We start from the raw sequence: 20,854 nt of genomic DNA, 5'->3' as shown, positions 1-20,854 counted from the left end.
ACCCGCATGGCTGAACCGTCCAACCGCATCTGCGTCGGCGCCATCGCCGGCGCTTTCGGCGTTCGTGGCGAGGTGCGGCTGAAGAGCTTCTGCGCCGTCGCCGAGGATATCGCCACCTATGGCGAGCTGACCAGCGAGGACGGCAGGCGCCGCTTCGCCGTCAAGCTGACCCGTCCTGTCAACGGGGGCCTCGGCGCGCGGCTGTCGGGAATTGACACAAAGGAACAGGCGGATGCGCTGAAGGGCGCGACGCTCTGGGCCGACCGCGCGGCGCTGCCCTCGCTGCCGGATGACGAATTCTACCACGCCGACCTGATCGGGCTCGAGGTGATGGACACGGGCGGCGCGAGCCTTGGCCGTGTCCGCGCCATCTATGACCACGGGGCGGGCGACATCCTCGAGGTTTACGGGCCTTCCGGCGTGCTGCTGATCCCCTTCACGAAGGCGGCGGTGCCGACGGTCGATCTGACCGCCGGACGCATCGTCGCAGACCCGCCCGCTTCGGATGAATAGGGTGTCCTCGCGGCAGTGGATCGGCCGCGCGCTGATCTTCGCCGGGCCGCTGCTCGCGGGTCTCGGCCGGGCAGGGGGCTGGTCGGTGGGGCTGTTCGCGCTGCTGGCCGTCTTGGGGCTGGTGCTGGCGGCACCGGGGGAAACCTGGCGTTCGCCCTTTCATCTCGCGGGGGCCACGGCAGCGGCGGCGCTGGGCTGCATGGCACTGTATTTCGGCACGGATGCACTGACGCGCAGTCTTGGCTGGTCGGCCAACTGGGGTGGACTCGGCCCCCTGGCGTTGTCCGCTGCAGGCGCGGTGCTGGCAGGCACCGACTGGTTCCCCATTGGCGGAGGCCGCGATGGCTGAGCCGCCCTCCCGTTCCCACGGCCGGGTCGCGGTGCGCCCGACGCTGCGGCCCCGCGACCTGATGGCACCGCCCGAGTTGGCGGGCGCCTGGACCGCGCAGGTCATCACCCTTTTCCCCGAGGCCTTTCCCGGCACGCTGGGCCTGTCGCTGACGGGCCGCGCGCTGACCGAAGGGCTGTGGTCCTTGCGCACGATCCAGTTGCGCGACCACGGCATCGGGCGGCACCGCAACGTGGACGACACCCCGGCAGGCGGCGGCGCCGGCATGGTCATCCGCCCCGACGTCATGGCCGCCGCCCTGCGCGAGGCGAAATCCGCCGCCCCCGATCTTCCGGTGGTCTATCTTTCCCCCCGTGGCCGCCCGCTGACGCAGGCCATTGCGCGGCGTCTGGCACAGGGGCCGGGCGTTACGCTGATCTGCGGGCGCTTCGAGGGCGTGGACCAGCGCGTTCTGGACGCCTTCGACGTGACCGAGATCAGCATCGGCGACTATGTCCTGACCGGCGGAGAGATCGCCGCTCAGGTCTTGATCGACGCGACGGTCCGCCTTATACCGCGCGTGCTGGGGAATCAGGAATCTCTGGCCGAGGAGTCCTTTTCCCACGGCCTGCTTGAGCATCCGCAGTACACGAAGCCCGCCGAATGGGAAGGCCGCAGGATCCCGGATGTTCTTCTGTCCGGAAATCACGCGGCAATTTCGCATTGGCGGGACGACGAGGCCGAAAGGCTGACAAAGGAACGCCGCCCCGACCTGTGGCGGGCATACCGCGACGGTATGGACCCGAACCGAAGGACGCAGCTCTCGGGCGCATCAGACCAATCGCGGAACCACCGCGAGCATGACGAGGATCAATCGCGATGAACCTGATCGCCCAACTGGAAGCCGAGCAGATCGCCTCGCTCGGCAAGACCATTCCCGACTTCAAGGCCGGCGACACCGTGCGCGTCGGCTACAAGGTGACGGAAGGCACCCGCACCCGCGTGCAGATGTACGAAGGCGTCTGCATCAGCCGCAAGGGCGGCGAAACCATCGGTGCGTCCTTCACCGTCCGCAAGATCTCCTTCGGCGAGGGCGTCGAGCGCGTCTTCCCGCTGTACTCGACCAACATCGACTCGATCGAGGTCGTGCGCCGTGGCCGCGTCCGCCGCGCCAAGCTGTACTACCTGCGCGATCGTCGCGGCAAATCCGCCCGCATCGCCGAAGTGTCCAACTACAAGCCGAAGGCCGCCAAGGCCGACGCCAACGCCTGAGGTCGCGCGCGATGAAAGCCGATACCCATCCCGAATACCACATGATCACCGTCAAGATGACGGATGGCACGACCTACCAGACCCGTTCGACCTGGGGCAAGGAAGGCGACACGATGTCCCTGGACATCGATCCGACCTCGCACCCGGCCTGGACCGGCGGCTCGGCCAAGCTGATGGACACCGGGGGACGCGTCTCCAGGTTCAAGAACAAGTACGCCGGCCTGGGCTTCTGATCCCCAGCACTGGAACCCGGAAGCGCCGCCCCGAAAGGGCGGCGCTTTCTCATGCGGCGGGGGCCATCGGCAAGGAACCGTCCAGGGGCGGCGATTGTCCACAGATGGGCGTCGGGACCGCCATGACTTGTCCCGCCCGGCCCGTTAGCCTTCCGCCGATCTGAAGCGAGGCGATTCGTGGCGCATATCATCGTTGTCGGCAACGAAAAGGGCGGCTCGGGGAAATCCACCACCTCGATGCATGTGGCGACCGCGCTGGCCCGCATGGGGCACCGCGTGGGCGCGCTGGACCTCGACGTGCGCCAGCGCAGCTTCGGCCGCTACCTGGAAAACCGCGTGGCCTTCATGGACCGCGAGGGGCTGTCGCTGCCCACTCCCACCTTGGCCGAACTGCCGCGCGACGAGGGCGGGGATCCCCTGTCGGCTGCCGTGGCGGGGCTGGACCCGGACCACGACTTCATCGTCATCGACTGCCCCGGCTCGCACACCAAGCTGAGCCAGATGGCGCATACGCTGGCCGACACGCTGGTCACGCCGATGAACGACAGCTTCATCGACTTCGACCTGCTGGCGCGCATCTCGCCGCAGGGCGAGGTGCTGGGGCCGTCGATCTATGCCGAGATGGTCTGGTCCGCGCGGCAGTTGCGGGGGCAGGCCGGGGCGGGGCCGATCGACTGGGTGGTGCTGCGCAACCGCCTGGGGACCACCGAGATGCACAACAAGCGCAAGGTGGGCGAGGCGCTGGCGCGGCTGTCGCGCCGCATCGGCTTCCGGGTCGCCGCGGGCTTTGCCGAGCGGGTGATCTTCCGCGAGCTGTTCCCGCGCGGGTTGACGCTTCTGGACCTGCGCGACATCGGCACGCAGAACCTGTCCATGTCGAACATCGCCGCGCGGCAGGAACTGCGCGACCTGCTGGTCGAGCTGCGCCTGCCCGGCGTCCGGGTCAACATCTAGGCACCATCGCGTCAACGCCTTGAACGCGGCCATTGTGGCGCGTCAGGGTGGCTCTTATGTGCCATCGGCACCAGAGAGACATCAGACCCATGCGGCGCCTTCCCCTTCTTGCAGCCCTGATCCTGCTTGTTCCCGGCCCGTTGCTGGCCATGGGCGGCGCCCCGCCCGAGGAACCGGCCGCCCCCGCCGCCACGGCCGTTCCGACCGTCACCGTCGAACCTGCCGCCGTGACCGAGGTGCAGCGGCGCGTGCCGCTGTCGGGCACGCTGGTCGCGCGGGCCGAGGTGCAGGTTTACCCGCAGGTCGAGGGGCTCGAGATCACCTCGCTGGGCGCCGAGGCGGGCGACCGCGTGGAAAAGGGGCAGGAGCTTGCCCGCCTGTCGGACGCGACCGTGCGGGCGCAACTGGCCCAGGCCGAGGCCGAGCTGCAGCGCGCCACCGCGGGCGTCAGCCAGGCCGAAAGCCAGATTTCCAGCGCCGAGGCCGCGCTGACGCAGGCCGTCACCGCGCTGGAACGTGCCCGCAGCCTGCGCCGCAGCGGCAGCGGCACCCAGGCCTCGCTGGACCAGGCCATCGCCGCCGAGGCCGCCGCCCGTGCCGCCGCCACCAGCGCGCGCGAAGGGCTGGCCGTTGCGCAGGCCGCCGAGGCGCAGGCGCGGGCCGCGCGCGAGATCGCGCAGCTGAACGTGGACCGCACCCGCATCGTCTCGCCCGTGGAGGGGCGGGTCGCCAGCCGCAGCGCCCAACTGGGCAGCATCGCCTCGGCCGCCTCGGGGCCGATGTTCACCCTGATCGCGGACGGCTCGATCGAGTTCCAGGGCGAGGTGATCGAGACCGACCTGCCGCAGCTTCGCCCCGGCCAGCCGGCCGAGTTGCAGGTCGCGGGCGTGGGCCGAGTCACGGGCCGCGTACGCCAGTTGCCCGCCGCCGTGGACGCGACCACGCGGCTGGGGCTTGTCCGGGTCGAGCTGGATCACGACGAGCGGCTGCTGACGGGGCTTTTTTCCAGCGGCGACATCATCACCGACCGGCATGACGCGGTGACGGTTCCCGCCTCGGCGATCCTGGCCGATGCCTCGGGCGCGCGCGTGCAGGTCGTGGCGGACGGGGTCGTCGAAACACGGCCGGTGGACGCGGGCCTTCTGTGGCAGGAGCGGCGCGAGATCCGGGACGGCCTGGCCGCGGGCGAGACGGTGATCGCCCGCGCGGGCGCCTTCTTCACCAGCGGCGACCGCGTGAACGCGACGACCGGAGACCTGGACGCGCCCGCCGTGGCCTCGGCCCAGCCCGCCGCGCAGCCGGCGGTCGCCACGCCCTCGGCCACGCTGGCCACCCCCGCCGCGGCGGCCACCATCCAGGCGGCGGTGCCGATCCCGACCGAGCCGGTGACCCCGGCGGCCCAGGCAGGGGCGCAGCCATGAACCTGTCCACCTGGTCCATCCGGCATCCTGTCCCGCCCATCGCCATCTTCCTGGTGCTGGTCGTACTGGGGCTGGTCAGCTTCCTGCGCCTGCCGGTCACGGCCATGCCGAACGTGGACCTGCCGATCGTCTCCGTCACCGTCGCCCAGCCGGGCGCCGCACCGACCGAGCTGATCTCGCAGGTGGTGCGCCCGATCGAGGACGCCATCGCCAATGTCCAGGGAATGCGCCACATCAGCGCCACTGCCTCGGACGGCTCGGCCAGCCTGACGGTCGAGTTCGAGCTGGAAACCGACAGCGACCGGGCGCTGAACGATGTCAAGGACGCGGTGGCGAGCGTGCGCTCCGACCTGCCGCAGTCCATTACCGAGCCGCTGGTCCGCCGTCTCGACGTGACGGGGATGCCGATTCTGACCTATGCGGTGGGCGACCCCACGCGGTCTATCGAGGGCCTGTCCAAGTTCGTGGACGACGTGATCGCGCGCGAGCTGACGACCCTGCGCGGCATCGGCCAGGTCAGCCGCATCGGGGGCGCGGACCGCCAGATCGAGGTCGCGCTGGACCCCGACCGGCTGCTGGCGCACGGACTGACGGCGGCCGAGGTTTCGAACGAGCTGCGGTCCCAGAACGTCAACATGGGCGGCGGCCGCGGCGACCTTGCGGGGACGGAATATTCCATCCGTACGTTGGGATCCGCCGACACGGTGGCGCAACTGGCGTCAACCCCGGTGTCCATCGCAGGCGGCAAGACGGTGCGGCTGGACCAGCTGGGCACCGTCACCGACGGGCCCACGGATGAACGCAGCTTCGCGCTGCTGGACGGCAAGCCCGTGGTGGCCTTCGGCGTCTACCGCGCGACGGGCGAATCCGACCTGATGGCCGGCGACAACGCCAAGGAGCGTCTGGCCGAGATCGCCGGACGCTATCCCAACCTGACCATCACCCTGGTCGATGACACCACGACCTATACCGAGCAGTCCTACGAGACCGCGATGCACACGCTGTACGAGGGCGCGGCGCTGGCGGTCATCGTGGTGCTGCTGTTCCTGCGCAACTGGCGCGCGACGGTGATCGCGGCGGTGGCGCTGCCCCTGTCGGTGATCCCCACCTTCTTCGTCATGGACGCGCTGGGCTTCACCCTAAACGGGATCAGCCTGCTGGCGATCACGCTGGTCACCGGCATCCTGGTGGACGACGCCATTGTGGAAATCGAGAACATCGTGCGCCACATGCACATGGGCTCGCCTCCCTACCAGGCCTCGGAGGAGGCCGCGAACGAGATCGGCACCACCGTCATCGCGATCAGCTTTTCCATCGTCGCGGTCTTCGCGCCCGTGGGCTTCATGAGCGGGATCGCCGGGCAGTATTTCAAGCAGTTCGGCCTGACCGTCGCGGTGTCGGTCCTGTTCTCGCTGCTGGTCGCGCGGATCGTCACGCCCATGCTGGCCGCCTATTTCCTGCGCGGCGCTGGCCACCCCGAGGAGGAGCGCGACGGGCGCATGATGCGCGGCCTCATGGCCGTGCTGCGCTGGACCATGCGGCACCGGGGGCTGACGCTGCTGCTGGGCCTGGGCGTCTTCGCGGGCTCGATCTATTCGGCCACGCTGCTGCCGACCGAGTTTATCGCCCCCGCCGACGTGGGCCGCAGCCAGATCGAGGTCGAGCTGCCCCCCGGATCGACCGTGGACGACAACGAGGAGGTGACGCGCGCCCTGACCGCCCGCGTGGCCGCGATCCCCGAGGTGCAGTCCGTCTTCGTCATGGGCGGCACCTCGGAACCCACCAAGTCGCGGTTGATGATCAACTACGGCAACAAGGCCGGCCGCGAGCGCACCCAGTTCGAGATCGAGGAGCAGCTGAAGGGCTTTCTGGCGGACACCCCCGACGTCCGGCTGAATTTCCAGAACGAGGCTGGGGCCAACGATCTGACCGTCAGCGTCCTGGGCGACACCGAGGAAGGCGCGGCCGAGGCCGCCGGGATGCTGGTGGCCGAGATGCGCGGGATGCCGGAACTGGAAAGCGTGACCTCGTCGTCCGCGCTGCAGCGGCCCGAGATCCAGATCACGCCGCATGTCGAACGCGCGGCCCAGATGGGCGTGTCCACCGCCGCGATGGCGCAGACGCTGCTGGTGGCGACGCTGGGCGATTCGGAATCGAACCTGCCCAAGTTCAACGCGGGCGACGAGCAGATCCCGATCATGGTCCGCCTGAACGAGGAGGCGCGCGAGGACCTGCTGCAGTTGCGGAACCTGCGCGTGCCGTCCTCGGTCGGGCAGGTGCCGCTGGGGGCGGTGGCGGACGTGTCGCTGTCCGCGGGCGCCACGCAGATTTCCCGCTATGACCAGCGCTATCGCACCACGGTTTCGGCCAACCTCGCGGACGGGGCGATCCTGGGACCGGTCGCGGCCAAGGTGCAGGCCGCGCAGTACCGGCTGAGCCTGCCGCCCGGGACCGAGTTCGAGGCCTCGGGCGACGCCGAGATCATGGGCGAGGTCTTCGGCGCCTTCGGCTTCGCCATGGGGGCGGGGGCGCTGCTGGTCTATGTCGTGCTGGTGCTGCTGTTCCACAACTTCGTGACGCCGGTCAGCATCCTTCTGTCGCTGCCGCTGGCCATCGGGGGCGCGATCCTTGCGCTTTATGCCACGGGCAATGCCATCGGCATGGCGGTGGTGATCGGGTTCCTGATGCTGATGGGGATCGTGACCAAGAACGCCATCATGCTGGTCGAGTTCGCCGTGCAGGCGATGGACGAGGGCGCCGCCAAGCGCGACGCGATCTTGGACGCCGTCCACAAGCGGGCGCGGCCGATCATCATGACCACCATCGCCATGGCGGCGGGGATGCTGCCCTCGGCCCTGTCCACGGCGGAAGGGTCCGAGTTCCGCTCGCCCATGGCCATTGCGGTGATCGGGGGGCTGCTGCTGTCGACGCTGCTGTCGCTGCTGTTCGTGCCCTCGCTGTTCTCGCTGCTGCATGGCGGGCAGCAGCGGGTCGGGGGCTGGTTGCAGCGGCGGCTGGGGCTGAACAAGGCCGAACCGGCTGCGGCGGAGTAGGGTGCGCTGCCCCCATTCATCCCTCAGGATATTGGGGCCAGAAAGAAGAAGGGCGCCCGGTTGGAGCGCCCTTTCTCTTTGCGGCTGCGGGATGGCTCAGGCAAGCATCCCGATCGGGTTCTCGAGGTGGTTCACGATGGCTTCGAGCAACTGCGCGCCGAGGGCGCCGTCGATCACCCGGTGATCGACCGACAGCGTCATGGACATGACGTTGCGGACGACGACCTGGCCGTCTTCCACCACCGGCGTCTGGATGCCTGCGCCGACCGCCAGGATCGCGCCGTGGGGCGGGTTGATCACGGCGTCGAAGTTCTCGATCCCGAACATGCCGAGGTTCGAGATCGCGAAGCTGCCCCCCTGGTATTCATGGGGCGCGAGCTTCTTGGTCTTGGCGCGGTTGGCGAGGTCCTTCATCTCGGTGGACAGGGCCGAGAGAGTCTTCTTGTCGGCGTCCTTCAGGACCGGCGTGAACAGCCCGCCTTCGATCGCGACGGCCACCGCCACGTCCGAGGGCTTGAGCTTGATGATCCGGTCGCCCGCCCAGACGGCATTGGCATCCGGCACCTGTTGCAGCGCCAGCGCGCAGGCCTTGATGATGAAGTCGTTGACCGACAGCTTCACGCCCCGCGAGCCGAGCTGGCTGTTCAGCGTGCCCCGGAACTCCATCAGCGCATCCAGCTTGGCCGAACGGCGCAGGTAGAAATGCGGGATGGTCTGCTTGGCCTCGGACAGGCGCGCGGCGATGGTGCGGCGCATCCCGTCCAGCGCGACCTCCTCGGTCTCGCGGCCTTCCAGCATCTTGCGGACGGTCTCGTAGCCCATGCCCTGCGGGGCAGCGGCGACAGGTTTCGGCGCCTCGGCGGTTGCAGCCTGCGCCGGGGCAGCCGCCGGGGCCTGGGTGGACTGGGCCGCAGGCCTTGCCGCGCCGGGCTGGGCGTTTTCCACGTCGGCCTTGACGATCCGGCCCTTGGGTCCCGTGCCGGTGAGGCCCGACAGGTCGATGCCGCGCTCGGCCGCGATGCGGCGGGCGAGGGGCGAGGCGAAGACGCGCTCGCCCTTGTCCCTCGACGCGGCAGTGCCGGAGGCGGCGGCTGCACCGCCGCCGTCGCCCGCGACCGGGGCGCCGATGGGACCGCCGTAGCCTTTTTCGGCAGCAGCCTTTTCCTCGGCATCCGTCGATGCGCCGGCAGCCGGAGCAGCCGGGGGCTTGGGCGCGCCTGCGGCGTCATCCACGCTTTCGCCGTCCTCGACCAGCACGGCGATGGGGGTGTTCACCTTCACCCCCTGCGTGCCCTCGGCGACCATGATCTTGCCGATCACGCCTTCGTCCACGGCCTCGAATTCCATCGTGGCCTTGTCGGTCTCGATCTCGGCGAGGATGTCGCCGGATTTGACTTCGTCGCCTTCCTTGACCAGCCATTTGGCCAAGGTCCCTTCCTCCATCGTCGGGGACAGGGCGGGCATCAGGATCTGCGTTGCCATCTGTGATTCCCCTTACCGATAGGTGACCTTGCGGACCGCCTGCACGACTTCGTCCGCCGTGATCAGCGCGAGGCGTTCCAGGTTCGCCGCATAGGGCATTGGCACGTCCTTGCCGGTGCAGTTGATCACCGGCGCGTCGAGCCAGTCGAAGGCGTTTTCCATGATCCAGGCCGACAGGTGGTTGCCGATGGACCCCACGGGGAAGCCTTCCTCGACCGTCACCACGCGGTTGGTCTTCTGCACGGACTTGAGGATCGCCGGGTAGTCGATGGGCCGCAGGGTCCGCAGGTCGATCACCTCGGCGTCGATGCCGTCGCCCGCCAGCTTTTCGGCGGCTTCCAGCGCATGGGCCATGCCGATGCCGAAGCTGATGATGGTCACGTCGCGGCCCTTGCGGGCGACGCGGGCCTTGCCGAAGGGGATGGTGAAGTCGTCCATCTGCGGCACGTCGAAGCTGCGGCCGTAGAGGATCTCGTTTTCAAGGAAGATCACCGGGTTCGGGTCGCGGATCGCGGTCTTGAGAAGGCCCTTGGCGTCAGCCGCGGTATAGGGCTGCACGACCTTGAGGCCGGGGATCGCCGCGTACCAGGCGGCGTAGTCCTGCGAATGCTGGGCCGCCACGCGGGCGGCGGCGCCGTTCGGGCCGCGGAAGACGATGGGACAGCCCATCTGCCCGCCGGACATGTAGAGCGTCTTGGCCGCCGAGTTGATGATGTGGTCGATCGCCTGCATGGCGAAGTTGAAGGTCATGAACTCGACGATGGGACGCAGGCCGCCGAAGGCCGCGCCGGTGCCGATGCCGGCAAAGCCCATTTCGGAGATCGGCGTGTCCACCACCCGGCGCGGACCGAAGCGGTCCAGAAGCCCCTGGCTGATCTTGTAGGCGCCCTGGTACTCGCCGACTTCCTCGCCCATCAGGAAGACGGTGTCGTCGCGCTCCATCTCCTCGGCCATGGCCTCGCGCAGCGCCTCGCGCACGGTCATCTGCCTGACGGTCGTGCCCTCGGGCCAGTCGGGGGATTCGTCGGGCTCGGGCGTGTTCACCTGCTCGACGGCCGATCTCGCGGCGGCGGGGGCGCGCTCTGGGGCCTCGCCGGTTTCGTCCTTGCTGGCCTCGCCTGCGCCGGGCTGGGCCAGCGGCTCGGCGGCCTGGGGGGCAGAGCCCTGGGGCGCGGCGTCGGCGGACTCGCCATCGGCCACAAGGACGGCGATCGGGGTGTTCACCTTCACCCCCTGCGTGCCCTCGGACACCAGCAGGCGGCCCACGGTGCCCTCATCGACGGCCTCGAACTCCATCGTGGCCTTGTCGGTCTCGATCTCGGCCAGGATGTCGCCGGATTTCACCGTGTCGCCTTCCTTGACCAGCCACTTGGCCAGGGTCCCTTCCTCCATCGTCGGGGACAGGGCGGGCATCAGGATTTCGGTTGCCATGCGTCAGCCCTCACACGTTCACGTCTTCGGCCGTCTTCTGCGGCACGTCGTCGGCATAGATGTCGGTCCACAGCTCATCCAGCGGCGGCTCGGGGCTTTCGCGAGCGAAGTCGGCCGAGTCGTTGACGATGTCCTTGATCTCCTTGTCGATCGACTTGAGATCATCCTCGCTGGCGTGTTTCCCGGTCAGCAGCAGGTTGCGGACGCTCTCGATCGGGTCGCGCTCGTCGCGCATCTTCTGCACCTCTTCCCGGGTGCGGTATTTCGCGGGGTCCGACATCGAGTGGCCGCGATAGCGATAGGTCATCATTTCCAGGATGTAGGGGCCGTTGCCGGCGCGGCAGTGCGCGACCGCCTTTTCGCCCGCGGCCTTGACCGCCAGCACGTCCATGCCGTCCACCTGCTCGCCGGGGATGCCGAAGGCCTCGCCGCGGCCGTAAAGCGTCGTGGACCGGGTGGACCGCTTCATGCTGGTCCCCATGGCATACTGGTTGTTCTCGATCACGAAAACGACCGGCAGCGCCCAGAGCTCTGCCATGTTGTAGGTTTCGTAGACCTGGCCCTGGTTCGAGGCGCCGTCGCCGAAATAGGTGAAGGTGACGTTGTCATTGCCCTTGTACTTGTCGGCAAAGGCGAGGCCCGCCCCCAGCGGCACCTGCGCGCCGACGATGCCGTGGCCGCCGTAGAAGTGCTTCTCGCGGCTGAACATGTGCATCGAGCCGCCCTTGCCCTTGGAATAGCCGCCGATGCGCCCGGTCAGTTCCGCCATGACGCCGCGCGCCTCCATCCCGCAGGCGAGCATGTGGCCGTGGTCGCGGTAGGACGTAATGCGCTTGTCGCCGTCCTTGGCGGTGGCCTCCAGCCCCACGACGACAGCTTCCTGGCCGATGTACAGGTGGCAGAAGCCGCCGATCAGGCCCATGCCGTAAAGCTGGCCGGCCTTTTCCTCGAACCGGCGGATCAGCAGCATGTCACGGTAGTATTTCAGCAACTCGTCGCGTGAGACATTCGCGGACGCGGCTGGCGCGGCAGTCTCGGTCGGCTTTCTGGCCATCTGCATCCTCCGGCGCAGGTAGTTCAACGTTGAACTAAACTTACGGCGGGGCGCCGGAGACGCGCAAGCCGATTTCTGACGTGGCGTCAGCGGACGATCAGCTCGTCGGCGCGCACCAGCCCAAGGACGTCGCGGGAGCGTTCGTCCAGCAGTTCGAGGTCGAGATACTGGTCCGACAGGCGGCGCGTCAGGTTGCGCATCCGGTCCACTTCGGACTGCAGGCGGTCGCGTTCGGCCACAAGCTCGGCCGTCTCGGCCTCGAGCTGCACGCGGCGAAGGATGCCCGAAGGGCCCTGCACGGCGGCGAAGGCGAAATAAAGCGACAGCATCAGCGCCGCGAAGAAATAGATCAGCGCGCCAATGGGCAGGGTCCTGGTCACGGTCGATGGCCTCGTGTCTTTTCGCCCATCATGGCACGCCGCGGCGTCAAGCGGAACGGCGGGCGAGGCAGCGCCGTTCTGCCATGGGGCGAGGCGGGCGTTTCCCTTGCGCGCCGTCACGTCTATTGTCCCGCCAGCCGCAGCCGAGGAGAGCCCCATGTCCATGCGCAATGTCCAGGTCGTGCTGGGAGTGCTGTTCGGTGTCGCGGTTTTCCTGTTCCTCGACTATGCGCTGCCCTCGCGCGAGACGGTGCGGATCACCAACACCTACAACAAGCTGACCGACCTGAACTGGAGCAACCGGATCTTCTATGCTTCGGCCAGGACCGGCACGGTCGAGAACGCGCAGGGATCGCGCGACGTCCGCTTCATCGACACGGTGCGCCCGAACGGCAAACCGCTGGTTTACCGCAACGAGGACACGGGCCTGATCTGGCCGCCTTATTTCAAGTACGACAGCTCGAACCTGCATGCAGTGGCGGGCGATCTGAGGTCCACGGCGGACAACCCGCGCTGGGTCAGCGTCACCTCCTATGGCTGGCGCAACGACCTGCTGACGATCTTTCCCAACGCGATCTCGATCACCCCCGTCGCGGGGCCGGGCGAGCGGCCGACGAACTGGCCCGCGCTGATGATCCTGGTCATCCTCGGGGTGCTGCTGGCACTGTTCTGGCGTGCCTGGAACCGCTTCCGCGAGGCCCGCATCTCGCCTGCCGTGACACGGGCCGAGCGGCGGCTGCAGCGGATGGACGCCCGTGCCGACCGCGCGCGCGACCGGCTGGGGGCCGAGGCGCGTGAGGCGCGGGGCCGCTTCCGGGGCTGGGTGCAAAGCTGGCGTCCGCCCCGTCGCTGATCCCGCGCCAAGGGCCGCACCGGGGTCTTCAGGTCAGACGAGGCTGCCGGCTTTCAGATAAACGGGGGCTTCGAGGCGATCGGCCGGGCCGGGTTGCCCGCGACCGTGGTCCTTGCCGCCACGTCGCGCGTCACGACCGCGCCCGCGCCGATGATCGCCCCTGCGCCGATGGTGACGCCCGGCAGGACAAGCGCGCCCGCACCGATCCAGACATCGTCGCCGATGGTAACGGGGCGGCCCGATTCCTCACCCGCCGCGCGGCGATGCGCCTCTCGCGGGTGGTCGGCGGTCAGGACCTGAGCCATGGGTCCGACCTGGACGCGGGCGCCAAGGCGGATCTCGGCCACATCCAGGAAGACGCAGCCGTAGTTCAGGAAGCAGCCCGGGCCGAAATGGATGTGAAGGCCATAGTCCACGTAGAAGGGCGGGCGGATCACCGCGCCGTTCCAGCTGCCCAGAAGGTCCGACAGGATGCTGCGGTCGTCGCCGTCGATGGTGGCGTTGTAGCTGCGCATCAGGCCCTGCGCGCGGCGGCGCAGGGCGGCGAGTTCGTCGTCCTCGGGATCATAGGGCAGGCCGGCCAGCATCGCCCGGCGGGCAGGCCCCATCAGATGAAGCCGAGTTCCAGCCGCGCCTCGTCCGACATCATCTCCATCCCCCAGGGAGGCTGGAAAACCATGTCCACGTCCACCTGCCGGACGCCGGGGATGGCATTGACGGCATCGGCGACCCAGCCCGGCATCTCGCCCGCCACGGGGCAGCCCGGCGCGGTCAGCGTCATCAGGATGCGCACCGCGTTCGTGTCGTCGATGGCGATCGTGTAGATGAGGCCGAGGTCGAAGATGTTGACCGGGATCTCCGGGTCATAGACCGTGCGGCAGGCCTCGACGACATTGTCGTAAAGGGGATGGTCGGTGGTCGAGGGCGCGATCAGCGGCTCGCCCTCGGTCGGCTGCGTCTGATACATGGGTCGGCCTCCGTCTCGGGTTCGTTCCCGCATATAGGGGCTGGCGGTCCGGGACGAAAGACCATGAGCACAACTCAGAACCGCAGGCTGAAGCGGTTGACGATGCCCAGCCGCAGCGCGGGCTGGTCCTTTTCCTCGACAAAGGGGGCATCCGCCGCGTCCCCCGTCAGACGGGAATATTCCGCCTCGCCCACGACCGCGAGGGTGGGGGTCAGGGCATAGCGCGCCTCGAGGCTGGCGCCGACAGCGTAGAAGCCGCCGTCGGGCGAATAGGCCTCGTAGCCGCTGCGGGCCGATTCGCCCTCGGTCACGCCGAAGAAGGTGCGGGTAAAATGGTTGTTGCCGAACTTGCCCTCGATCCCCGGCCAGAGGGTCAGGCGCTCGTTCGGGGCGATGCGGTATTTCGCGCCAACCGCGCCCACCAGCCCGTCATGACCGCCGAAGCCCTTGCGGACGACCAGGTAGCCGCTGGCCGGGCCACGGGTATAGCGGAAGCGCACGCCCGCCTCGATCGTGCGGTCGATGTCGTCAAGGCCCGCCAGCGCCTCCGAATCGCCCGGATCGCGCCCCCCGCGCCAGTTGAAGGTCGGCACGACCCGCAGGCCGTCCGACGAGCCGTCACGCGTCGCGGGCTGGCCCGGCGCGGTCACGTCGAAGTTGCGGAAGATGATCCAGGGCGAGGTTTCCATGTCCTTCGAGCCCAGCCAGTCCGGCTCGGTCTCGGCCCCAAGGCCGATATCGGCGGCAAGGCCCCAGCCCTCCTGCGCCTGGGCGGCGGGCGGCAGGGCAAGAGCGGCAAGAAGCAGGAGCAGGCTGGCGCGCATGGGGGTGTCTCCGGGGTTCGGGTCAAGCATTCGTCGGCAGGCGTTTCCGCGCAAGAGCGATCAGCCGCGCTCGGCGGCGTCCAGCCGTTCCAGCGCGTCCATCCACAGGGCCTCGGCGCGGGGCAGGGCCTCGGCGGCCTCGGCGTGCTTGCGGCCCCATTTCTCGGCCTCGGCCGGGTCATCGTACAGCGCAGGGTCGGCCATCTTCTCGCTGATCTTCGCCATCATGGCGGTCAGCTTCTCGACCCGCTCCTCTCCGCGGCGCACCTCGGCCCGCAGGTCCAGGATCTCGTCGCGGCTGGCCTTCTTCGGCGCGGGTCTTGGGGTTTCCTTCGGACGCTCGGGCTCCTCGGCCGTCAGCAGCGACTTGCGGTAGGTCTCAAGGTCGTGCGGATAGGGGGCGACCGCGCCCTCGGCCACCAGCCACAGCCGGTCGGCAACCAGTTCCAGCAGGTGCATGTCGTGGCTGACCAGCACCACGGCGCCGGTGTAGTCGTTCAGCGCCTCGGTCAGCGCCTCGCGCGATTCGATGTCGAGGTGATTGGTCGGTTCGTCCAGCACCAGCAGATGCGGCGCGTCGATGGTGGCCAGCAGCAGCGACAGCCGCGCCTTTTGCCCGCCTGAGAGGGCGCGGACCTTCGTCTCGGCCTGCGCCTCCATCAGACCGAAGCCGGCAAGGCGGGCGCGCAGGCGGGCGGGCGGCTCGTCGGGCCGCAGGCGGCGGACGTGGTCCAGAGGGGTTTCGTCCAGGTGCAACTCGTCCACCTGATGCTGGGCGAAGTAGCCCACGCGCAGTTTCGAGGACTGCGCCATCGTCCCGTCCATCGCGGGCAGGCGGTCGGCCAGCAGCTTGGACAGCGTGGACTTGCCCTGGCCGTTCCGTCCCAGCAGCGCGATCCGGTCGTCCTGGTCGATCCGCAGGTTCAGCCGCTTGAGCACCGTGCGGTCGCCATAGCCGACCGACACGCCGTCCAGCGCGAGGATCGGCGGCGACAGCTGGTCGGGCTGGGGAAATGTGAAGCGGTGGAACTTCGCCTCTTCGGGGGCGGTGATCGGCTCCATCTTCGCAAGCGCCTTCAGGCGCGACTGCGCCTGCGCGGCCTTGGTCGCCTTGGCACGGAAACGGTCCACGAAGCTTTGCAGATGGGCGCGGCGGGCTTCCTGCTTCTTGGCCTCGGCGGCCTGCAGCGCCCGGCGCTCGGCCCGGATGCGGGCGAAGCTGTCGTAGCCGCCCGAGTAGAGGTTCAGCTTGCGGTCCTCGAGATGCAGGATCGAGCCCACGGCCCGGTTCAGCAGCCCCCGGTCGTGGCTGATGACGATGACGGTGTGAGGATAGCGGGCCAGATACCCTTCCAGCCACAGCGCGCCTTCGAGGTCGAGGTAGTTCGTCGGCTCGTCCAGCAGCAGCAGGTCGGGCTGCGCGAACAGCACCCCCGCCAACGCCATCCGCATCCGCCAGCCGCCGGAAAAGTCGCCGGTGGGCCGCGCTTGGTCCCCGGTCGAGAAGCCGAGGCCGTGCAGGATCGATGCGGCGCGGCCTTCAGCCGACCAGGCGTCGATGTCGGCCAGCCGCGTCTGGATGTCCGCGATGCGGTGGGGGTCGGTGGCGGTCTCGGCCTCGGCCATCAGCGCGTGACGTTCGGTGTCCGCGGCCAGCACCGTGTCCAGCACCGACACGTCGGTCGCGGGCGATTCCTGCGCGACTCCGCCGATGCGCGCGCGGGCGGGCAGGCCGATCGTGCCGCCGTCCAGCGTCAGTTCGCCCCGGATCAGCCGGAACAGCGTCGTCTTGCCCGCGCCGTTCGGGCCGACGAGGCCCACCTTGTGCCCGGTCGGGATCACGGCCGAGGCGTGGTCGAACAGCGGCCGTCCCGCGATGGAATAAGAGATGTCGTCGATGCGCAGCATGGGCGGGGCTTGCAGCAGCCGCGCGGCTTCGTCAACGCGGCTGATCGGCCTCGGGCGAATATCCTTGTTGGAAGGACCGACCTCGCCTATATGGGGCAGGCAACGTTTTTCTATCTGCTCTCTGTCTCCGTCTACCGGCTTCAGTATGCTGCTATGACTGACTGCGCCGGGCCATCGCATTTCCGCGGATGGCGACATGACAGGAGATCTCACGATGGCCAACGGCACCGTGAAGTGGTTCAACTCGACCAAAGGCTTCGGCTTCATCCAGCCGGAAAGCGGCAACCGCGACGTGTTCCTGCACATCTCGGCGCTCGAGCGCGCCGGCCTGCAGGCTCCCGCTGACGGTCAGAAGGTCACCTTCGACCTGGAAAAAGGCCGCGACGGCCGCGAATCCGCGATCAACATCCGCTTCGTCTGATCGGACGCAGCGACGGACATCGAAAGGGCGGGCCTGCGGGCCCGCCCTTTTCCGTTCGGGCGCGGCTGTCGGCGCGGGGTTTCCTTCGCCCATGACCCGTGCTAGCCGCCCGGCCAATCTGACAACCCCGGACCCCGAGGACATCATGGCCATCGAACGCACCCTTTCCATCATCAAGCCCGACGCGACCCGCCGCAACCTGACCGGCAAGATCAACGCCAAGTTCGAGGACGCGGGCCTGCGCATCGTCGCGCAGAAGCGCATCAAGCTGTCGCCCGAGCAGGCCGGCCAGTTCTATGCCGTCCACAAGGACCGCCCCTTCTATGGCGAGCTGGTCGAGTTCATGGCCTCGGAACCCGTCGTCGTGCAGGTGCTGGAAGGCGAGAACGCCATCGCCAAGAACCGTGAAGTGATGGGCGCAACCAACCCGGCCAATGCCGATGCGGGCACCATCCGCAAGGAATTCGCCCTGTCGGTGGGCGAGAACTCGGTCCACGGCTCGGATGCGCCGGAAACCGCCAAGGAAGAGATCGCCTTCTTCTTCTCGGGCCTCGAGCTGGTCGGCTGAACGCCTGATCCCATTCGATGCGAAGGCCGCCCTTGGGGCGGCCTTTTTCGTTGGGACGTCAGCCGCGCGTGGCCGTCAGGTTGATCGTGACCACAACCGGGAAGGCCACCGTGCTTTCATCCGCGTAAGTCGCGCCCACGCGGAAGTCGCGGCGGTCCAGCGTCAGGGTCCCCCTGGCGGTTGCCCGGTCGCCCTCGATCGTCAGGTCAAAGGGCAGGGTGGCAGGCTGCGCCTGTCCTGCGACGGTCAGCGTTCCGGTGGCCTGGTGCGCCGTGCCCCCTTCGGTCGTGCGGGCGATCTGCCCTTCGAAGCGGGCGGCCGGGAAGGCGGCGGCGTTCAGGAAATCCGGCCCCGTCGCCATGCCGCTGACCGCGCCCAGGGTCAGCGAGGCGATGTTGACCTCGGCTGCGACCTCGCCCGTGCCGGTCGTCTCGTCATAAGCGATGGTGGCGGTCCAGGTGCCGAACTGCCCCTCGACCGCAACGCCCGCCTGCGTGACCGAAAGGCCGAGCGTGCCGGATTGGACTGTCCAGGCCGAAGCCGCCGTTTCCGCGGGCGCGACGGAGGCAGGCGCCTGCTGCGCGGCTTGTTCGGGGGGCGCTTCCGGCGCCCGTTCAACCGTGGCGGCCCAGGTGGCCAGCCCGCCCCAAAGCGCCAGCGCCAGCAGTGGCGGCAGCCAGCGGTGCCGCTGCGGGTGGCGCGGCGGCTCGGGCACAAGCGCCGCGTTGCCCGCCATGCGCGCCAGCGTCGCATCCCGGTCAATGATCGTGTGCTTCAAGGCGCCGCCGATATGCAGCGCGACAAGCGCGGTCAGCAGCCACCATCCGTTAACGTGGAAAGCGGTAAAACGCTCGGACAGCGCCGCATCCTGCGGCACGCCGGGCAGGCGCTGTCCGAAGGGCCAGAGAATGTCGGCAAAGCCTCCGCCCGGTGCGGCCGAATGCAGCAGCCAGCCCGCCAGCGGCATCAGCACCATGCCGCCGTAAAGCGCCCAGTGGACGGTCGAGGCGACCAGCGTTTCCAGCCGGCGCTGGGGATGCAGCGGCCTCGGGTGACCCTGCACCAGCACCCAGGCAATGCGGACCAGGGCCAGGAACAGCACCGCAATGCCCACGGTCTTGTGGATCGAGAAGACCTCGACCATCCGGGCCAGCGTTGCGGCGCCGCCCGCGCGGAAGCTTTCGGCGTAAAGGCCCAGCGCGATGGCTGACAGGATCAGGACGGCGATGGTCCAGTGCAGGAAACGGTGGACAGTGCCATAGGCGCGCGAGGTGTTGGTTGCGGGCATCGCTCTCTCCTGCCGTTGCGGGATCGCCGTGACCGGGCTATCCCAACCCAAAGCATGGAGGAAGCTCAAGATGCGCGCATTCGTCTTTCCCGGCCAGGGGGCCCAGACCATCGGCATGGGGCGCGCGCTGGCCGGTGCCTATCCGCAGGCGCGCGCCGTCTTCGAGGAAGTGGACGAAGCGCTGGGCGAGAAGCTGTCCGCGCTGATCTGGGACGGCGACATCGAGACGCTGACGCTGACCCGCAACGCCCAGCCCGCGCTGATGGCGACCTCGGTCGCGGCCATGCGGGCGCTGGAGGCCGAGGGATTTGCGGTGACCGACGCGGCCTTCGTCGCGGGGCATTCGCTGGGAGAGTATTCCGCGCTCTGCGCGGCGGGGGCGATCAGCCTGTCGGACACGGCGCGGCTTCTGTGCATCCGTGGCACGGCCATGCAGGAGGCCGTGCCCGTCGGCATGGGCGCCATGGCCGCGATCCTGGGGCTGGACTTCGCGGCAGTGGACGAGATCGCCCGCGAGGCGGCCGAGGACGAGGTCTGCCAGGCCGCCAACGACAACGACCCGGCGCAGGTGGTGATCTCGGGCCACAAGGCGGCGGTGGAACGGGCGGCGGCGCTGGCCAAGGCGCGGGGCGCCAAGCGGGCGCTGATGCTGCCCGTGTCCGCCCCCTTCCATTGTGCGCTGATGCAGCCCGCCGCGACCGTGATGGCCGACGCTCTGGCGGGCGTGGACATCCACGAGCCTGCCGTGCCCCTGATCGCCAACGTGCGGGCCGAGCCGGTGACCATGCCCGGCGCGATCCGGCAGTTCCTGGTCGAGCAGGTCACGGGCTCGGTGCGTTGGCGCGAATCCGTGCAGTTCATGGCCGACCAGGGCGTGACCGAGTTCTGGGAGATCGGCGCGGGCAAGGCGCTGTCGGGCATGATCAAGCGCATCGCGCCGGGCGCCGAGACGAAAGCCGTGGGCACCCCCGAGGATATCGCCGCGCTGAAGGGCTGAGGCCGAACCGGGGCGCTGCCCCGGACCCCGGGATATTTCAAGACAGAAGATGAGGCATTGATGTTCGACCTGACCGGAAAGAACGCTCTGATCACCGGCGCTTCGGGCGGCATCGGCGGGGCCGTGGCGGCGGCGCTGCACGCGGCGGGCGCGACCGTGACCCTGTCGGGGACGCGCGAGGCGCCCTTGCAGGAACTCGCCGCGTCGCTGGGCGGGCGGGCGCATGTGGTGACCGCGAACCTTGGCGATCCGGCCGAGGTCGAGGCGCTGCCGAAGAAGGCGGCCGAGGCAATGGGCTCGGTCGATATCCTCGTCAACAACGCGGGCATCACGCGGGACAACCTGTTCATGCGGATGTCGGACGAGGAATGGGCGCAGGTGCTGGACGTGAACCTGACCTCGTCCTTCCGGCTGGCGCGCGGGGTGCTGCGCGGCATGATGAAGGCGCGCTGGGGGCGGATCGTCAGCATCACCTCGGTCGTCGGCACCACGGGCAACCCGGGGCAGGGCAACTATGCCGCCGCGAAGGCCGGGCTGGTGGGCATGTCGAAAAGCCTCGCCTACGAGGTCGCCTCGCGCGGGATCACGGTCAACTGCGTGGCGCCGGGCTTCATCGAGACGGCGATGACGGACAAGCTGAACGATGATCAGAAGGGGCGCATCCTGACCCAGATCCCCGCCGGTCGCATGGGCCGCGCGGACGAGATCGCGGCCGCCGTGCTGTATCTGGCCAGCCCCGAGGCGGCTTACGTCACAGGCGCCACGCTGCATGTCAACGGCGGCATGGCGATGGTCTGAGGGGCCGCGAAAGCGGTTGCGGATCACATTGGCGTTGCTATATGCCGGGGCCAAGGCCGCAGGGACCCGCCCGCGGCTTGTTGCCGGGTGCGTCCCGGTCGCATCCGGG

Annotated in this window: 22 protein-coding genes; 13 read left to right on the top strand and 9 right to left on the bottom strand. The window is 68.9% G+C overall.

The window, feature by feature from the left end; all coding sequences use genetic code 11:
- The first annotated feature begins 6 nt into the window (after positions 1-6).
- The 8 genes from rimM (at position 7) to ACFFII_RS06320 (ending at position 7,774) form a co-directional block, all read left to right on the top strand.
- On the top strand, positions 7-513 hold the full coding sequence (gene rimM / locus ACFFII_RS06355) for a ribosome maturation factor RimM (protein WP_377698042.1): 507 nt from the start codon (positions 7-9) through the stop codon (positions 511-513).
- A complete protein-coding gene (locus ACFFII_RS06350) occupies positions 506-862 on the top strand; it encodes a hypothetical protein (protein WP_377698041.1) in 357 nt (118 codons plus the stop codon). Before rimM ends, ACFFII_RS06350 begins: the two co-directional genes overlap by 8 nt.
- Positions 855-1,724, top strand: coding sequence for a tRNA (guanosine(37)-N1)-methyltransferase TrmD (gene trmD, locus ACFFII_RS06345; RefSeq protein ID WP_377698040.1), 870 nt, complete (start codon positions 855-857; stop codon positions 1,722-1,724). The genes ACFFII_RS06350 and trmD overlap by 8 nt, the downstream gene beginning before the upstream one ends.
- Positions 1,721-2,113: a 50S ribosomal protein L19 gene (rplS, locus tag ACFFII_RS06340; protein WP_090752485.1), complete on the top strand. Its 393-nt coding sequence runs from the start codon at positions 1,721-1,723 to the stop codon at positions 2,111-2,113. The genes trmD and rplS overlap by 4 nt, the downstream gene beginning before the upstream one ends.
- Positions 2,114-2,124: 11 nt before the next feature.
- Complete coding sequence (gene rpmE, locus ACFFII_RS06335; RefSeq protein WP_090752488.1) at positions 2,125-2,346, top strand: 50S ribosomal protein L31; 222 nt, start codon at positions 2,125-2,127, stop codon at positions 2,344-2,346.
- A gap of 177 nt (positions 2,347-2,523) precedes the next feature.
- On the top strand, positions 2,524-3,300 hold the full coding sequence (locus ACFFII_RS06330) for a division plane positioning ATPase MipZ (protein WP_377698039.1): 777 nt from the start codon (positions 2,524-2,526) through the stop codon (positions 3,298-3,300).
- Positions 3,301-3,389: 89 nt separating this feature from the next.
- Positions 3,390-4,721 (top strand): efflux RND transporter periplasmic adaptor subunit, encoded by a 1,332-nt coding sequence (locus tag ACFFII_RS06325; protein ID WP_377698038.1) that lies wholly within the window; start codon positions 3,390-3,392, stop codon positions 4,719-4,721.
- A complete protein-coding gene (locus ACFFII_RS06320; protein WP_377698037.1) occupies positions 4,718-7,774 on the top strand; it encodes an efflux RND transporter permease subunit in 3,057 nt (1,018 codons plus the stop codon). The genes ACFFII_RS06325 and ACFFII_RS06320 overlap by 4 nt, the downstream gene beginning before the upstream one ends.
- A gap of 96 nt (positions 7,775-7,870) precedes the next feature.
- Here the strand turns inward: ACFFII_RS06320 and ACFFII_RS06315 are convergent, their stop codons facing one another.
- From ACFFII_RS06315 to ACFFII_RS06300, 4 genes are all read right to left on the bottom strand, one after another.
- Positions 7,871-9,256, bottom strand: coding sequence for a pyruvate dehydrogenase complex dihydrolipoamide acetyltransferase (locus tag ACFFII_RS06315; protein WP_377698036.1), 1,386 nt, complete (start codon positions 9,254-9,256; stop codon positions 7,871-7,873).
- Between the two features lie 12 nt (positions 9,257-9,268).
- The gene (locus tag ACFFII_RS06310; RefSeq protein ID WP_377698035.1) at positions 9,269-10,687 is read right to left on the bottom strand and encodes a pyruvate dehydrogenase complex E1 component subunit beta; all 1,419 of its coding nucleotides are present in this window, start codon (positions 10,685-10,687) and stop codon (positions 9,269-9,271) included.
- Between the two features lie 10 nt (positions 10,688-10,697).
- Complete coding sequence (pdhA, locus tag ACFFII_RS06305) at positions 10,698-11,741, bottom strand: pyruvate dehydrogenase (acetyl-transferring) E1 component subunit alpha (protein WP_377698034.1); 1,044 nt, start codon at positions 11,739-11,741, stop codon at positions 10,698-10,700.
- A gap of 86 nt (positions 11,742-11,827) precedes the next feature.
- Complete coding sequence (locus tag ACFFII_RS06300; RefSeq protein WP_377698033.1) at positions 11,828-12,121, bottom strand: FtsB family cell division protein; 294 nt, start codon at positions 12,119-12,121, stop codon at positions 11,828-11,830.
- A 157-nt stretch (positions 12,122-12,278) separates the two neighbouring features.
- Between ACFFII_RS06300 and ACFFII_RS06295 the strand changes: the two genes are divergently transcribed.
- Positions 12,279-12,974, top strand: a complete 696-nt coding sequence (locus tag ACFFII_RS06295) for a DUF1523 family protein (protein WP_377698032.1) — start codon at positions 12,279-12,281, stop codon at positions 12,972-12,974.
- 53 nt (positions 12,975-13,027) lie between these two features.
- Here the strand turns inward: ACFFII_RS06295 and ACFFII_RS06290 are convergent, their stop codons facing one another.
- The 4 genes from ACFFII_RS06290 to ACFFII_RS06275 all read right to left on the bottom strand — a co-directional run bounded on the left by ACFFII_RS06290 (position 13,028) and on the right by ACFFII_RS06275 (position 16,673).
- Positions 13,028-13,582: a sugar O-acetyltransferase gene (locus tag ACFFII_RS06290; protein WP_377698031.1), complete on the bottom strand. Its 555-nt coding sequence runs from the start codon at positions 13,580-13,582 to the stop codon at positions 13,028-13,030.
- Complete coding sequence (locus ACFFII_RS06285) at positions 13,582-13,941, bottom strand: SUF system Fe-S cluster assembly protein (protein ID WP_377698030.1); 360 nt, start codon at positions 13,939-13,941, stop codon at positions 13,582-13,584. The genes ACFFII_RS06290 and ACFFII_RS06285 overlap by 1 nt, the downstream gene beginning before the upstream one ends.
- Positions 13,942-14,015: 74 nt before the next feature.
- A complete protein-coding gene (locus ACFFII_RS06280; protein ID WP_377698029.1) occupies positions 14,016-14,765 on the bottom strand; it encodes a MipA/OmpV family protein in 750 nt (249 codons plus the stop codon).
- Between the two features lie 60 nt (positions 14,766-14,825).
- Complete coding sequence (locus tag ACFFII_RS06275; RefSeq protein ID WP_377698028.1) at positions 14,826-16,673, bottom strand: ABC-F family ATP-binding cassette domain-containing protein; 1,848 nt, start codon at positions 16,671-16,673, stop codon at positions 14,826-14,828.
- A gap of 214 nt (positions 16,674-16,887) precedes the next feature.
- Between ACFFII_RS06275 and ACFFII_RS06270 the strand changes: the two genes are divergently transcribed.
- Together ACFFII_RS06270 and ndk are read left to right on the top strand one after the other, a co-directional pair.
- On the top strand, positions 16,888-17,094 hold the full coding sequence (locus ACFFII_RS06270; protein WP_090752510.1) for a cold-shock protein: 207 nt from the start codon (positions 16,888-16,890) through the stop codon (positions 17,092-17,094).
- Positions 17,095-17,239: 145 nt separating this feature from the next.
- Entirely contained in the window at positions 17,240-17,662 is a 423-nt protein-coding gene (ndk, locus tag ACFFII_RS06265) for a nucleoside-diphosphate kinase (protein WP_377698183.1), read from the top strand.
- A gap of 58 nt (positions 17,663-17,720) precedes the next feature.
- Here the strand turns inward: ndk and ACFFII_RS06260 are convergent, their stop codons facing one another.
- Positions 17,721-18,950: a cytochrome b/b6 domain-containing protein gene (locus ACFFII_RS06260; protein ID WP_377698027.1), complete on the bottom strand. Its 1,230-nt coding sequence runs from the start codon at positions 18,948-18,950 to the stop codon at positions 17,721-17,723.
- 70 nt (positions 18,951-19,020) lie between these two features.
- On the opposite strand from ACFFII_RS06260, the gene fabD reads away from it, so the two are divergent.
- Positions 19,021-19,947, top strand: a complete 927-nt coding sequence (fabD, locus tag ACFFII_RS06255; RefSeq protein WP_377698026.1) for an ACP S-malonyltransferase — start codon at positions 19,021-19,023, stop codon at positions 19,945-19,947.
- Between the two features lie 60 nt (positions 19,948-20,007).
- Positions 20,008-20,745 carry a 3-oxoacyl-[acyl-carrier-protein] reductase gene (gene fabG, locus ACFFII_RS06250; protein WP_377698025.1) on the top strand — a complete coding sequence of 246 codons (738 nt, stop codon included), beginning with the start codon at positions 20,008-20,010 and terminating at the stop codon, positions 20,743-20,745.
- Positions 20,746-20,854 lie beyond the last annotated feature (109 nt).

Origin of the sequence: Paracoccus niistensis (assembly GCF_042432925.1) — a bacterium.
Taxonomy (GTDB): domain Bacteria; phylum Pseudomonadota; class Alphaproteobacteria; order Rhodobacterales; family Rhodobacteraceae; genus Paracoccus; species Paracoccus niistensis.
This window is presented reverse-complemented; position numbering and strand designations above follow the sequence as displayed.